The 12,738-nt window shown below is 61.4% G+C and carries 15 protein-coding genes; 11 read left to right on the top strand and 4 right to left on the bottom strand.

The genetic code is table 11. The features are described 5' to 3' along the window. Positions 1-21: 21 nt before the first annotated feature. From JYU29_RS16555 to rlmN, 6 genes are all read left to right on the top strand, one after another. Positions 22-657 carry an arylesterase gene (locus JYU29_RS16555; protein ID WP_213985966.1) on the top strand — a complete coding sequence of 212 codons (636 nt, stop codon included), beginning with the start codon at positions 22-24 and terminating at the stop codon, positions 655-657. A 104-nt stretch (positions 658-761) separates the two neighbouring features. Beyond that, positions 762-1,352, top strand: coding sequence for an RNA 2',3'-cyclic phosphodiesterase (thpR, locus tag JYU29_RS16550; RefSeq protein WP_213985965.1), 591 nt, complete (start codon positions 762-764; stop codon positions 1,350-1,352). 58 nt (positions 1,353-1,410) lie between these two features. Next, positions 1,411-1,707, top strand: a complete 297-nt coding sequence (locus JYU29_RS16545; RefSeq protein ID WP_213985964.1) for a 4a-hydroxytetrahydrobiopterin dehydratase — start codon at positions 1,411-1,413, stop codon at positions 1,705-1,707. 65 nt (positions 1,708-1,772) lie between these two features. After that, positions 1,773-2,144, top strand: coding sequence for a YkvA family protein (locus JYU29_RS16540; protein ID WP_213985963.1), 372 nt, complete (start codon positions 1,773-1,775; stop codon positions 2,142-2,144). 248 nt (positions 2,145-2,392) lie between these two features. Continuing rightward, positions 2,393-2,896 (top strand): invasion associated locus B family protein, encoded by a 504-nt coding sequence (locus tag JYU29_RS16535; protein WP_213985962.1) that lies wholly within the window; start codon positions 2,393-2,395, stop codon positions 2,894-2,896. A gap of 174 nt (positions 2,897-3,070) precedes the next feature. Continuing rightward, a complete protein-coding gene (gene rlmN, locus JYU29_RS16530) occupies positions 3,071-4,303 on the top strand; it encodes a dual-specificity RNA methyltransferase RlmN (protein ID WP_213986082.1) in 1,233 nt (410 codons plus the stop codon). Positions 4,304-4,310: 7 nt separating this feature from the next. Here the strand turns inward: rlmN and JYU29_RS16525 are convergent, their stop codons facing one another. Beyond that, on the bottom strand, positions 4,311-4,952 hold the full coding sequence (locus tag JYU29_RS16525; protein WP_213985961.1) for a LysE family translocator: 642 nt from the start codon (positions 4,950-4,952) through the stop codon (positions 4,311-4,313). A 63-nt stretch (positions 4,953-5,015) separates the two neighbouring features. Continuing rightward, the gene (locus tag JYU29_RS16520) at positions 5,016-5,897 is read right to left on the bottom strand and encodes a hypothetical protein (protein ID WP_213985960.1); all 882 of its coding nucleotides are present in this window, start codon (positions 5,895-5,897) and stop codon (positions 5,016-5,018) included. Positions 5,898-6,174: 277 nt separating this feature from the next. On the opposite strand from JYU29_RS16520, the gene JYU29_RS16515 reads away from it, so the two are divergent. Together JYU29_RS16515 and JYU29_RS16510 are read left to right on the top strand one after the other, a co-directional pair. Then, positions 6,175-7,404: an argininosuccinate synthase gene (locus JYU29_RS16515; RefSeq protein ID WP_213985959.1), complete on the top strand. Its 1,230-nt coding sequence runs from the start codon at positions 6,175-6,177 to the stop codon at positions 7,402-7,404. Positions 7,405-7,495: 91 nt separating this feature from the next. Further along, positions 7,496-7,756 (top strand): hypothetical protein, encoded by a 261-nt coding sequence (locus JYU29_RS16510; RefSeq protein ID WP_213985958.1) that lies wholly within the window; start codon positions 7,496-7,498, stop codon positions 7,754-7,756. A 65-nt stretch (positions 7,757-7,821) separates the two neighbouring features. On the opposite strand, the gene JYU29_RS16505 is transcribed toward JYU29_RS16510, so the two are convergent. Further along, positions 7,822-8,637: a lytic murein transglycosylase gene (locus tag JYU29_RS16505; protein WP_213985957.1), complete on the bottom strand. Its 816-nt coding sequence runs from the start codon at positions 8,635-8,637 to the stop codon at positions 7,822-7,824. 83 nt (positions 8,638-8,720) lie between these two features. Further along, positions 8,721-8,933, bottom strand: a complete 213-nt coding sequence (locus JYU29_RS16500) for a hypothetical protein (protein WP_213985956.1) — start codon at positions 8,931-8,933, stop codon at positions 8,721-8,723. 66 nt (positions 8,934-8,999) lie between these two features. Between JYU29_RS16500 and JYU29_RS16495 the strand changes: the two genes are divergently transcribed. From JYU29_RS16495 to ffh, 3 genes are all read left to right on the top strand, one after another. Further along, the gene (locus JYU29_RS16495; protein ID WP_213985955.1) at positions 9,000-10,037 is read left to right on the top strand and encodes a zinc-binding metallopeptidase family protein; all 1,038 of its coding nucleotides are present in this window, start codon (positions 9,000-9,002) and stop codon (positions 10,035-10,037) included. A gap of 99 nt (positions 10,038-10,136) precedes the next feature. Further along, entirely contained in the window at positions 10,137-10,859 is a 723-nt protein-coding gene (locus JYU29_RS16490) for a DUF1236 domain-containing protein (RefSeq protein WP_213985954.1), read from the top strand. A gap of 302 nt (positions 10,860-11,161) precedes the next feature. Continuing rightward, the gene (gene ffh / locus JYU29_RS16485) at positions 11,162-12,733 is read left to right on the top strand and encodes a signal recognition particle protein (RefSeq protein ID WP_213985953.1); all 1,572 of its coding nucleotides are present in this window, start codon (positions 11,162-11,164) and stop codon (positions 12,731-12,733) included. Positions 12,734-12,738: the final 5 nt, after the last annotated feature.

Here is a 12,738-nt window from a genome sequence, read left to right as displayed (position 1 = left end):
CTGTCATATGGGGCGCAGGCCATGGCTTTAAAACACCTTTTCGCGAGCGCAGCATTGGCGATGAGCCTGAGCATGGCTGCAAGCTCAGCATTTGCCGAGACGCTGAAGCTCGTCGGCTTCGGCGACAGCCTGATGGCTGGCTACCAGCTCGGACCACAGGATTCCTTTGCAGCCAAGCTCGAAGCCGCACTCAAGGCACGCGGGCATGATGTGACCGTCGCCAATGCCGGCGTATCCGGAGACACGACCGCTGCCGGCCTTTCGCGCATCGACTGGTCCGTGCCGGACGGCACTAATCTCGTTGTGCTGGAGCTTGGCGCCAATGACATGCTGCGCGGTCTGCCGCCCGAACAAACGCGCAAGAACCTCGACACGATGCTGAAGCGCCTGAGCGATCGCGGCATTCCCGTGGTTCTGGTGGGCATGATGGCCGCGCCCAATCTCGGACCGGCCTATGGCAAGGCCTACAACGCAATCTTCCCCGATCTCGCCAAGAAATACGGTGTTCCCCTGGTGCCGTTCTTTCTTGATGGCGTCATCGGCGTGCCCGGCTTGCAGATCGAGGACGGCATGCATCCCAATCCGAAGGGCGTCGACGTCATGGTCGAGCGCTCGCTGCCGGTGATCGAACGCGCGGTGCAAGACCTAAGCAGCTGAGGATAAGCCTATTATCCCAGGCAGAACAACGAAAGTTCTACTTGCCGAGGCAAGCAAAGGATGGTCGGCTTGCCCTCAGACGGATCCGAATCAGGGAGGCCTCCATGCCACGCTTGTTCACCGCCCTTGAGGTTCCCCGTGATGCTGCGCTCTCCTTGTCGCTGTTGCGAGGCGGCTTGCCTGGCGCACGCTGGATCGACGTCGAGAATTATCACATCACCTTGCGCTTCATCGGCGATGTCGAAGGCCATGTTGCCGACGAGATCGCCAACGCGCTGGATCGCATCCGCCGTCCGTCCTTCAGCTTGAAGCTGGCCGGGCTCGGTGCCTTCGGGTCCAAGAAGCCGCATTCGATCTACGCCACGGTGGCGCCCTCAACGGAGCTGCTTCAGCTGCAGGGCGAGATCGAACGCATCTGCCAGCGGCTGGGCTTGGCCGCCGATAGCCGCAAATTCGTGCCGCATGTCACGCTTGCGCGACTACGCAACACGGCCACGTCGGATCTCGCCCACTACCTGTCGACACGCGGCAACTTCGCCACCGCGCCTTTCAAAGTTGGCCGCTTCGTTTTGATGTCGTCCAAGGACTCGGTCGGCGGCGGCCCCTATGTCGTGGAAGAAACCTGGCCGCTCGATGCCCGCGGTCCGCGCCCCAGCCTGTCGGCCGACGAATGGCTCGCCGGTGCGCATCCATGATGAAAATCACGGCCATGATCATCACGGCTTGAAACATCCAGCCTGAAGGCTCCCTTGCATGGCGCGCGAAGCTCTTGCCATCGATGAAATTGCCGAGCGGCTCTCTGAACTGCCGGAATGGCAATTGTCGGAAGACAGCGACGCAATCACCAAGCGCTTCACCTTCCGCAACTTCAACGCGGCCTTCGGCTTCATGACGCGAGTCGCGCTTCTGGCCGAAAAGATGGATCACCATCCCGACTGGCGCAACGTCTACAAGGTCGTGGATGTGACGCTCTCCACCCATGATGTCGACGGACTGACCGATCTCGACTTCGACATGGCCGCACGCATGGACAAGTTCGCCGACAGCTGAAACGAACCTTGTGCCTTCCTCGCGCGTTTCCCACATTCCCAGAGGATGCTGCTCGGAGTGTGATTGTGGCTGCTGTGAAGACCGATGAAATCCTGAAGCCGGTTGATGCGGCGGAAAATGCGAGACGCGAAGAGCGCGTGCGCAAGGGGCTTTGGCCGACCTTGAAGAAGGCCGCGGCCTATATCCCCTTCGCAGATGAAGTCGTTGCCGGTTACTTCTGCGCGATCGATCCGAAGACGCCGTTCCGCACGCGCGGCATTCTCCTGGCGGCACTCGCCTACTTCGTTCTGCCCTTCGACATCGTGCCCGATTTCATCCTCGGCGTCGGCTTCACCGATGATCTGGCGGTCCTGACGGCGGCCATTTCAGCCATTCGCGGACAGATCCAGCCACGCCATCGCGAAGCCGCCAAGCAGGCGCTCGCCGAGCAGGCCTGACCGCGCGCTTTGCGCATCAGTCAAAATCTCGCCTTCTTCTCCGCGTTCACAATCACGCATGACGCCGTTAATCGGCGATGACGTGGTTGCGCCGCGAAGCGTGCCACGCCAAACACAGGCAGACAGATTTCGGTTGGGGTTCACCCTTTGGTAACCCCGAATTAATACAACTGAAATGATCGCGGTTCGGCGGCGCGGCTGGCGCTGCCGTTCTTCAGTCAGGCACGAACAGGAAGATCAACGAAACGATGCGCGGACTGCTCACGACACTCACCGGCCTTGCTTTCCTCGCGATGGCCGCACCGGCCTTTTCGCAGGCGGCTACCAAGATCGGCGTTCATGGCGATTGGGGCACTTACAGCTACCAGGGTGGAAACGGAAAGGTCTGCTACGTTCTGACTGTTCCAAAGGACAAGCAGCCGGCCTCGCTGAACCATGGCGACATCTTCTTCTTCGTGAGCCAGAAGCCGGGCCAGAATGTGAGCTTCGAGCCGCAGTTCATCGCGTCCTACGACTTCCAGGCCAATTCCAAGGTTCAGGTCCAGGTCGGCGACAAGAGCTTCTCCATGTTCACGCGCGGCAAGTCGGCCTGGATGGAAAATCCGGCGGAAGAACCGCAGCTCGTTGCCGCCATGCGCGCCGGCGCCGACATGAAGGTTTCCGCTAAATCTGGCCGCGGCAACCCGACCAATTACACGTTCTCTCTTTCGGGCATTACCGCTGCTCTCGGTTCGATCCAAAGCTGCAAGTAAAACCCCTCGTGTTTGTTGAAGACCAAGGCCGGGCATCAGCCCGGCCTTTGCCGTTTCGGCCTTGCCGGTGACGCAGCGCAATTCCTATGTTAAGAGACGATCGCTGGCGCCCTGATTGCGCGCCCACTTTTCCATACCGAACCAAGCGAAGCCGCCATGACCACCGTGCTTGACATGCCCGTTGCCGAAAAGCCCGTGCCAACCAGGCGCGTGCCGGCCGTGCATCCGCTGGACGGCAAGCCATCCCTGATCGGCATGACGCGCGAAGAGCTTGGCGAAGCGCTGGCCGAAGCGGGCGTTCCGCCCAAGCAGATCAAGATGCGCGTGCAGCAGTTGTGGCACTGGATGTATGTGCGCGGCATCGGTGACTTCGACGCGATGTTCAACGTGTCGAAGGATCTGCGTGCGCGCCTCGATGCGTGTTTCACCATTGCGCGGCCAGAAATCGTCGAAGACCAGATCTCCGAAGACGGCACGCGCAAATGGCTGTTCCGTTTTCCCCCGCGCGGCGCCGGGCGTCCGGTCGAGATCGAAACCGTTTATATTCCCGAAGAAGGCCGCGGCACGCTGTGCATCTCGAGCCAGGTCGGATGCACGCTGACCTGCTCCTTCTGTCATACCGGCACGCAGAAGCTGGTGCGCAACCTCACCGCCGAGGAAGTGCTGTCGCAGCTGATCACCGCACGCTATTGCCTCGGCGATTTTCCCGATCGTGACACACCGGATGGCGCGATCGTGCCGGCTGACGGGCGCAAGATCACCAACATCGTCATGATGGGCATGGGTGAGCCGCTCTACAATTTCGAGGAAGTGAAGAAGGCGCTCCTGATTGCTGCCGACGGCGAAGGCCTGTCGATGTCCAGGCGCCGCATCACGCTTTCGACTTCGGGCGTCGTGCCGGAGATCGCACGCACCGGCGAGGAAATCGGCGTCATGCTGGCCATCTCGCTGCATGCCACGAATGACGATCTGCGCGACCTTCTTGTCCCGATCAACAAGAAGTATCCCCTCAAGGATCTGATCGCCGCCTGCCGGGCCTATCCCGGCGTGTCGAACGCGCGCCGCATTACTTTCGAATATGTGATGCTGCGCGAGGTCAACGATTCCATGGAAGACGCCAAGGCGCTGGTGCAGTTGCTCAAAGGCATTCCGGCCAAGATCAACCTGATCCCGTTCAACCCATGGCCCGGCACGAATTACCAGTGCTCGGAATGGGAGCAGATCGAGAAGTTCGCCGACTACATCAACCAGGCCGGCTATGCCTCTCCGATCCGCACCCCACGCGGTCGCGACATTCTCGCAGCCTGCGGGCAGCTGAAGTCCGAATCCGAGCGCATGAAGAAGACCGAACGCCTCGCCTTCGAGGCCGCCATGATCGCCAATCACGGCGGCGGCGACGAAGACTGACCAGGCTTTAGCGCGCCTGCGCCGTCAGGATCTTCAGCGCAAAGGCCGAGAAGATGCCGGCAAACAGATAGTCGACTATGCGGGTGACGCGCGGGCTCTTCTTCAGGAGCACGGCGAACCTGTCGGCCGCGATTACCATCGGCACGACAACCGGCAGCGACAGTGGGATGAACATCAGGCCGAGAAAGAACAGCTTGCCCGGCGCGTGAGGATCCGATGCTGACACGAATTGCGGCAGAAAGGTCATGAAGAACAGGATGATCTTGGGATTGAGCAGGTTGATGCCGATGCCCGTCGCCCAGTTCTTCAACAGCGAGCGCGGCCTGCGCTTGACCATGTCGGGCGAAAAAGCAGAGCCCTTGTGGAGCGCCTGAAAGGCGAGAAATACGAGATAGCCTGCACCGGCCACCTTCAACGCCAGGAAGGCTTGCGGCGATGCCACGATCAGCGCCGACAAACCGAGCGCCACCAGGCTCGTATGCACGACAATCCCGCACATCGCCCCGAACATGCAGGCAAAGCCTGCGGCGCGACCTTCAGAGATGGCGCGGCCAACGAACAGCGTCATGTCGGGACCGGGCGTAATCGAAATCACGAGGGTGGCGATGGCGAACTGAAGGAAGGTGGAAAGGTCGGGCAGGAAGGTCATCAACAGCGCTCGCTTAGGTTCGCCGAAGCCTTACGCCAAAGCTCAAGGCCCGCCAATGGCCGCTCATTCCGCAGCCATTAAGCCACGATCAAGCGCGTAAACGCCATCCTCGAAACGCCACACGGAGAGATCCGGCTTACCCTTCAGGGGTACCGACACGATGTTCGGCCAACCATCCCCGGTGGAGGCAAGGTCGAGATAGGCGTTGCTACCTTCGTTCTCGTAGGCGGGACGCCATTCACTCTGCGCATCGTCGCGAAGGAAAGCGGACGTGTTGCAGCCGGAGCGGCCGAAATACCACGACGAGCCGCACAACCGCGCAAACAGCATTGCCTTGCCGTCGGCGAGCGTCTTTTGCGCCGCTTCCACGCGCGGCTCGGACGCGGTCGCGTGTTGAAAGGCCTTGATGTCGTCGGCCATCGCATGACGAGCATCCGCAACGGCCGCGTCATCGGACGACAGCGCAACGAGCTCATAGCCGTCCATGCTGCGTGGGCTGCACAGGGGCTCGATCGCCTCCATGATCTTCTTTGAGCCGCTCAGCGCGAACCGGGCTTTTGCGGGACCGGCCTCGCCCGATATATCAATCGCAAGCGTGGAGCCGGCGCGGATCGGCTGCAAGGCGTCGTAAGGCAAACGCAGCGCCACTGCGCCATTGGTGCGCAGCGCCGGCATGGCAAAGCGCGCCTTGCCGACCGAAACTTCGGCGGCACCGGTGATCGAAGGAGCCGACACGCCACCGCGCAATTGATTGCGCCAATCCGCGCCGGTGCGCAGCAAAAGCGTCCATTCCTGTTCCACGCAAGACAGCGATGCGCCGACGATCCCATCGGCTTGTTCCGGCTGCGGCAGGATCGCTACCGAACCGCTGCCCGCCTGCTGCCAAGTCGAAGCGGCGTTGGCTGTTGTGACGGAGAGCATGGCGATACCCAGCGCGGCAGCCATGCCGCAGCACCGCGCGAAAAGGTGCTGAAAACGGCCGAGCATTCCCGAGACCTGAACCATGCTGCGCCCTTTTTCCCTGGCGATCCGCTCTGACCGGATCGCGTACCATGAGACATCAGGGTAGGCGCGGATGGTAAAAGGAGCTTTACGCCAAGAACGCGCCAAAGCTTCCGCTGCGGTCGGGATCAACGACATGACGCGCGCGATGCCGCTTGTCCCGGCGTTTCGTCCTGTTAAAAGAACCGCAGCATTTTTCCCGCGAGCCCAGGATTATCTCATGTCGAGCAGCAAGCCCAAGGACGTCAAGAAGGTGGTTCTCGCCTATTCGGGCGGTCTCGATACGTCGATCATCCTCAAATGGCTGCAAACCGAGCTCAACGCGGAAGTCGTGACCTTCACCGCCGATCTCGGCCAGGGCGAAGAACTCGAGCCTGCCCGCAAGAAGGCGGAGATGATGGGCATCAAGGACATCTATATCGAGGATGTCCGCGAAGAATTTGTGCGCGATTTCGTGTTCCCGATGTTCCGCGCCAATGCCGAATATGAGGGCCTCTATCTGCTCGGCACCTCGATCGCCCGTCCGCTGATCTCCAAGCGCCTCGTCGAGATCGCCAAGGAAACCGGCGCCGACGCCATCGCCCATGGCGCAACCGGCAAGGGCAACGACCAGGTTCGCTTCGAGCTGTCCGCTTATGCGCTGAACCCGGACATCAAGGTCATCGCACCGTGGCGCGACTGGACCTTCAAGTCCCGCACCGACCTGCTGCAGTTCGCCCAAGAACACCAGATCCAGGTCACCAAGGACAAGCAGGGCGAAGCCCCCTTCTCCGTTGATGCCAACCTTCTGCACTCCTCGTCCGAGGGCAAGGTTCTGGAAGATCCGTGGGCCGAGGCACCGGAATATGTCCACCAGCGTACCGTGTCGCCGATGGATGCGCCCGATCAGGTCACCGAGATCACGATCGGCTTCGCCAAGGGCGATGCCGTTTCGATCAACGGCGAAGCCCTGTCGCCGGCAACGCTGCTTGCCAAGCTCAACGATCTCGGCCGCGACAACGGCATTGGTCGCCTCGACCTGGTGGAAAACCGTTTCGTCGGCATGAAGAGCCGCGGTGTTTATGAAACGCCGGGCGGCACGATCCTTTTGCAGGCCCATCGCGCGATCGAGTCGATCACGCTCGACCGGGGTGCGGCGCATCTCAAGGACGAACTGATGCCGCGCTATGCCGAGCTGATCTATAACGGCTTCTGGTTCTCGCCGGAGCGCGAAATGCTGCAGGCGCTGATCGACAAGAGCCAGGAGCATGTCGAAGGTGAAGTGCGCCTCAAGCTCTACAAGGGCAACGTCATCGTGTCCGGCCGTCGCTCAAGCAAGTCGCTTTACTCCGACGCGCTGGTGACCTTCGAAGACGATCGCGGCGCCTATGACCAGAAGGACGCCGCAGGCTTCATCCGCCTCAACGCCCTTCGCCTGCGCACGCTTGGTGCACGCAACCGCAAGGCCTGACGAGAGCGCTCATTCTCTCCTGCCATTCCCGGCGGAACACCCTGCGACTTCGGCGCGTTGGCGTGCCGAAGTTCAACGGGAGTTATCGACGATGAGTGATAGCAAGACCACCACCGATCACGATGAGATCCGCAAATGGGCCGAAAGCCGCGAGGGTCGGCCTTCGGTGATCCGCACCAAGGGCAAGGGCGGCGTGTTGCGGCTCGATTTTGGGGAAAAGGAAGAAGACTTCGAAGAGATCGACTGGGACGAGTTCTTCAAGATCTTCGAGGACAGCAAGCTGGCCTTCTTGTATCAGGACAAGACCAAGGACGGCGGCACCAGCCGGTTCAACAAATTCGTGGAGCGCTGAATGCCCGCAACAAAAAAGCCCGGTCTCGCGACCGGGCTTTTTCTTTAAGCAGGAAGGGACGGCGCTTAGCGGCCGTCGATTTCCGCGCCCATCAAAGCAATCGCCTGCTGGTAAACGCCGGCAGCGTTCCAACCCTTGATCGCAGCATAGTTCGGCTCGCCCTGCTGATAGCCGGCGCCGGGACGCCAGCCGTGGCCGCGCAGGAAGTTCGCGGTCGAGGCAAGGGCATCGGCCTTCGAACCGACCATGTCGATGCGACCATCGCCGTCGCCATCGGCACCATATTGCAGCACGTTCTTCGGCAGGAACTGTGTCTGGCCGATTTCGCCATGGGCTGCACCCTGGGCCGAGCTGGTCAGAACGCCCTTGTCGACGAGCTGAAGCGCCGAATAAAGCTGGTCGGTGAAGAACTCGGTGCGGCGGCAGTCATAAGCGAGCGTTGCCACGGCAGACAGCGTGTTCTGGTTGCCGAGGAACGAACCGAAACCGGTTTCCATGCCCCAGATCGCGATCAACGGACCGGCCGGAACGCCGTAACGCTGCTCGATGCTGTCAAACAGAGCGCGGTTGCTGGCAAGGTGCTTCTTGCCGCGCGCCACGATCGTCTTCGAACCGCGCTTTTGCATGAACTCCGACAGGCTGAGCTTGAAGGAGTGCTGGCCGCGATCGGCAGCGATGGTCTTGGTAGCGTAGCTGGTGCCGGCGAGTGCCGTCAGCGCGCGCTGTCCGACGCGTCCCGAAGCTTCGCTCGCAAACTGCGTCTTCCAAGCTTCGAAACCGCTGGCATTGTTCCCGCACGAGGCAGCCTGAGCCTGACCGCTCAGACCAAGTGCCACCACGGCAAATCCCGTGAAACCCAGAAGCGTCCTCATCAGCCTCATGCCATTCTCCATTCCGTATAGACCGCAAGATGCGGTTGAATTCATGTTGATTACCGGCCTGCGCCTTAAGATGATCTTTACGATCACGCCAACCGCCGCGACTTTTCCATCCTGCGGTCGCAGAATTTTCCGCCCACTTCAAGGATGACAAGGCCACACCTGGATTGCATTCGGGTAAAGGCGATGATTCTGGCGGAAAGTTGATTGCCGCTCGAAGAAAAAGCAATCGCTTCATTGTCTGCTTCAAAGAAGTGGAGCTTGGCCGCCCTTGCGTGGAACACGGCGCGCCGCATCACGTTAAGCGGCTTCGCGGCCTTCTGCGCAAAGGCGCATCCGCGCTTGTGCTCGCCGGAGCGTTTCGCATGAAGCTTTTCACATGCCCGCATTGCGGACAGCGCCTTTATTTTGAAAATTCCCTTTGCCTCAACTGCAAGACGCCTGTCGCCTATGATCCGCATCAGGCCAACTTCGTGGTCGCCGGCGAAAGCGGAGCACCCGTTTGCACCAACGCATCCGAATGCGACTGCAACTGGGCGGCGGAAGACGGCCAGAACCTGTGCCTGGCCTGCAGCCTCAATCGCACGATCCCCGACCTGTCGGTTGAAGGAAATCGTGGTCGCTGGGCGCGCATCGAGATGGCCAAGCGGCGCACGGTCTATACGCTTCTGGCCTTGGAACTCCCCGTGGCTCCCAAATCGCAAGCGGGAGACGACGAGGGCATCGCGTTCGATTTCCTGGGCAATCCGATCGGCGCGGGTCCGGGCGGCGAGCGCATTCTGACCGGCCATGACAACGGGCTCATCACGCTCAATGTCGCGGAAGCGGATTCGCCGGAGCGAGAAGCCATGCGGGTTGCGATGGGTGAGCGCTACCGCACCCTGCTCGGCCATTTCCGCCATGAGCTCGGCCATTACTACTGGGACCGGCTGATCCGCGACGATCCCGATTTCCTGGCCGGCTTCCGTGACCTGTTCGGCAATGAAAGCGTCGATTACGCGCAGTCGCTGCAGAACCATTATTCCAACGGCGCACCTGTTGGCTGGGCGAACGAGCATATCTCCGCCTATGCCGCGAGCCATCCGTGGGAGGATTGGGCGGAATGCTGGGCGCATTACCTCCATATCGTGGACACGCTGGAAATGGCGGAAGCGTTCAAGGTGCCGCTGGAGCGTTTGGACGTTCCCACGCCGCCCAATCCTGAAGCGACGAGCTTCGACGGCATCCTGCATCGCTGGATCGTGCTGTCGGAAGTCGCCAATTCCATCAACCGCTGCATGGGGCTCGGCGATCTTTACCCGTTCGTGATCTCGCAACCCGTCACCAGGAAGCTCGCTTTCATCGACGATGTGCTGAAGCGCACTGGCGGCGCAGACGCGCAGAGCGTGGAAGACGCGGCCTAAGATCGGCGAGGCGATCGGTGGGTGCAGACAGCATCAAGGGAACGAAGAGGGCGCACCTTCGTTGATGCTTCGAAGGGCTAATTATAGGATTTCCCAACTATGTCCAAGTTTCGACTTCTAGCGGCTACCGCTACCATTCTCGCCGCAACCGCCGGTGCGTCGTTCGCACAGACCGCTGTTACCGCTACCACCGACCTGAACCTGCGCGCTGGTCCTGGTCCGCAATATCCTGTGATCGGCACGCTCGGCGTCGATCAGCAGGCAACGCTCGACGGCTGCGCACAGGGCAGCAAGTGGTGCCAGCTGACCGTGGACGGCAAGCCTTCCTGGGCTTATTCCGATTACCTCACCAGCGAGTTCAGCACCGGCAACCGCGTGATCGTCACCGAGCGTCCGGCTGAAGCCGTTCCGGTTGTTGAATATCGCGAGACCGCCCCGGCAACCACGACGACCACAACCACGACCACGGCCGGCACGGGCGGCGGCGGAGCACCTGGTGCTGCAGCCGGCACCATCGGCGGTGTTGTTGTTGGCGCCTTGATCGGTGGCCCGGTCGGCGCGGCCATCGGCGGTGTCGCAGGTGCAGCGACCGGCGGTGTTGTCGGCGAAGCCGTCCAGCCGACCCCGGTTGTGCGCGAATATGTGACCACCAACCGCGTTGATCCGGTTTACCTCGAAGGCGAAGTCGTGGTCGGCGCAGGCCTTCCTGAAAACGTCGCACTGACCCCGGTGCCGGATTACGAATACGAATACGCCTATATCAACGGCCAGCCGGTTCTGGTTGACCCGTCGACCCGTCGTATCGTGTCCGTGGTTCGCTAACGAACGCAGTTCGACAATCAAAGGGCGTCGGCTTGGATAAAGCCGGCGCCTTTTGTCGTTTCGCCCGTCCCTTCTGCCCGCTTTGCTTGACTTTCGCGCCCACCTGCTGTTGAAGACAGCCAGATTCCGCGACGAGTAAATCTCCGAGCGCCGACCAGGACGAGCCGAAGAGCTTCGATCCCGGAGGTCAACACCCGGCAGCGCGATGCGCCCCCGGGTGCTTTTTGGCTATGTTGGCGGTTTGAGGAACGGCGCGGAGACACTTATCTCAGGGTTTCTACCCTCGGGAAAGGAAGACGCGAATGTTCGAGAACCTGCAGGATCGCCTTGGCTCGATCCTCAATGGCCTGACCGGCCGCGGCGCATTGTCGGATGCCGACGTTGCAGCCGCCATGCGCGAAGTCCGTCGTGCCCTCATCGAGGCCGACGTGTCGCTCGATGTCGTGCGCTCCTTCACCGACAAGGTTCGCACCAAGGCTATCGGCGCCGATGTCGTGAAGTCGATCAAGCCCGGCCAGATGGTCGTGAAGATCGTTCATGACGAGCTGGTCGACATGCTGGGCGCCGAAGGCGTTCCGATCGACCTCAACGCGCCCGCCCCTGTGATCATCATGATGGTCGGTCTTCAGGGTTCGGGCAAGACCACGACTTCGGCCAAGATCGCCAAGCGGCTGACCGAGCGCCAGGGCAAGAAGGTCTTGATGGCCTCGCTTGATACGCGCCGTCCGGCCGCGCAAGAGCAGCTCAAGCAGCTCGGCGAACAAACCACGGTCACCACCTTGCCGATCATTGCCGGCCAGTCGCCGGTGGAAATTGCCAAGCGCGCCGAACAGGCCGGCCGTCTCGGCGGCTATGATGTCGTGATCCTCGACACCGCCGGCCGCACCCATATCGACGAGCCGCTGATGGTGGAGATGGCCGACATCAAGTCGGCTGCCCGCCCGCATGAAATCCTGCTCGTGGCCGACTCGCTCACCGGTCAGGATGCCGTCAACCTCGCGCGCAACTTCGACGAGCGCGTCGGCATCACCGGCCTCGTCCTGACCCGCATGGACGGCGACGGCCGTGGCGGTGCGGCCCTTTCGATGCGCGCCGTCACCGGCAAGCCGATCAAGCTGATCGGTACCGGCGAAAAGATGGATGCGCTGGAAGAATTCTTCCCCAAGCGCATCGCCGACCGCATTCTGGGCATGGGCGATATCGTTTCGCTCGTGGAACGGGCTGCCGAAAACATCGACGCGGAAAAAGCCGCGGCGATGGCCAAGAAGATGCAGTCCGGCAAGTTCGATCTGAACGATCTGGCCGATCAGCTGCGTCAGATGGAAAAGATGGGCGGCATGGGTGGCATCATGGGCATGATGCCGGGCATGGGCAAGATGAAGGACCATATGGCTTCGGCCGGCCTGGACGACAAGATGTTCGGCAAGCAGATCGCCATCATCTCCTCCATGACCAAGGCCGAGCGCGCCAATCCCGATCTTCTCAAGCACAGCCGCAAGAAGCGCATCGCGGCCGGTTCGGGCACGGATGCCGCACAGATCAACAAGCTCCTCAAGATGCATCGCCAGATGGCCGATGTGATGAAGTCGATGAGCGGCAAGAAGGGCGGCATGATGCGTGGCCTCATGGGCGGCATGGCCAACAAGATGGGCCTGGGCGGTCTCGGCGGCATGATGGGTGGCGGCGGCATGCCGGATCTCTCCAAGATGGATCCCAAGCAGCTCGAAGCCCTTCAGAAGCAGGCTGAAGCCGCTGGCTTCGGCTCGGGCGGCAAGATGGGCGGCATGCCGGGTCTGCCCGGTGGCGGTCTTCCCGGTCTGCCCGGCGGCGGCATGCGCATGCCTGGCCTGCCCGGTTTGCCGAAAAAGAAGTGAGCGCG

Origin of the sequence: Tianweitania aestuarii, from assembly GCF_018457165.1 — a bacterium.
GTDB classification, from domain to species: domain Bacteria; phylum Pseudomonadota; class Alphaproteobacteria; order Rhizobiales; family Rhizobiaceae; genus Tianweitania; species Tianweitania aestuarii.
Note: the sequence above shows the minus strand (reverse complement) of the source record. Positions and strands in the feature narration are given on the sequence as shown.

What these genes read in the sequence shown, in the direction of transcription:
- JYU29_RS16555 (WP_213985966.1), top strand. Translation starts at nt 22, where the DNA reads ATGGCTTTAAAACACCTTTTCGCGAGCGCAGCATTGGCGATGAGCCTG.
- thpR (WP_213985965.1), top strand. Translation starts at nt 762, where the DNA reads ATGCCACGCTTGTTCACCGCCCTTGAGGTTCCCCGTGATGCTGCGCTC.
- JYU29_RS16545 (WP_213985964.1), top strand. Translation starts at nt 1,411, where the DNA reads ATGGCGCGCGAAGCTCTTGCCATCGATGAAATTGCCGAGCGGCTCTCT.
- JYU29_RS16535 (WP_213985962.1), top strand. Translation starts at nt 2,393, where the DNA reads ATGCGCGGACTGCTCACGACACTCACCGGCCTTGCTTTCCTCGCGATG.
- rlmN (WP_213986082.1), top strand. Translation starts at nt 3,071, where the DNA reads ATGCCCGTTGCCGAAAAGCCCGTGCCAACCAGGCGCGTGCCGGCCGTG.
- JYU29_RS16525 (WP_213985961.1), bottom strand. Translation starts at nt 4,952, where the DNA reads ATGACCTTCCTGCCCGACCTTTCCACCTTCCTTCAGTTCGCCATCGCC.
- JYU29_RS16520 (WP_213985960.1), bottom strand. Translation starts at nt 5,897, where the DNA reads ATGGCTGCCGCGCTGGGTATCGCCATGCTCTCCGTCACAACAGCCAAC.
- JYU29_RS16515 (WP_213985959.1), top strand. Translation starts at nt 6,175, where the DNA reads ATGTCGAGCAGCAAGCCCAAGGACGTCAAGAAGGTGGTTCTCGCCTAT.
- JYU29_RS16510 (WP_213985958.1), top strand. Translation starts at nt 7,496, where the DNA reads ATGAGTGATAGCAAGACCACCACCGATCACGATGAGATCCGCAAATGG.
- JYU29_RS16505 (WP_213985957.1), bottom strand. Translation starts at nt 8,637, where the DNA reads ATGAGGCTGATGAGGACGCTTCTGGGTTTCACGGGATTTGCCGTGGTG.
- JYU29_RS16495 (WP_213985955.1), top strand. Translation starts at nt 9,000, where the DNA reads ATGAAGCTTTTCACATGCCCGCATTGCGGACAGCGCCTTTATTTTGAA.
- JYU29_RS16490 (WP_213985954.1), top strand. Translation starts at nt 10,137, where the DNA reads ATGTCCAAGTTTCGACTTCTAGCGGCTACCGCTACCATTCTCGCCGCA.
- ffh (WP_213985953.1), top strand. Translation starts at nt 11,162, where the DNA reads ATGTTCGAGAACCTGCAGGATCGCCTTGGCTCGATCCTCAATGGCCTG.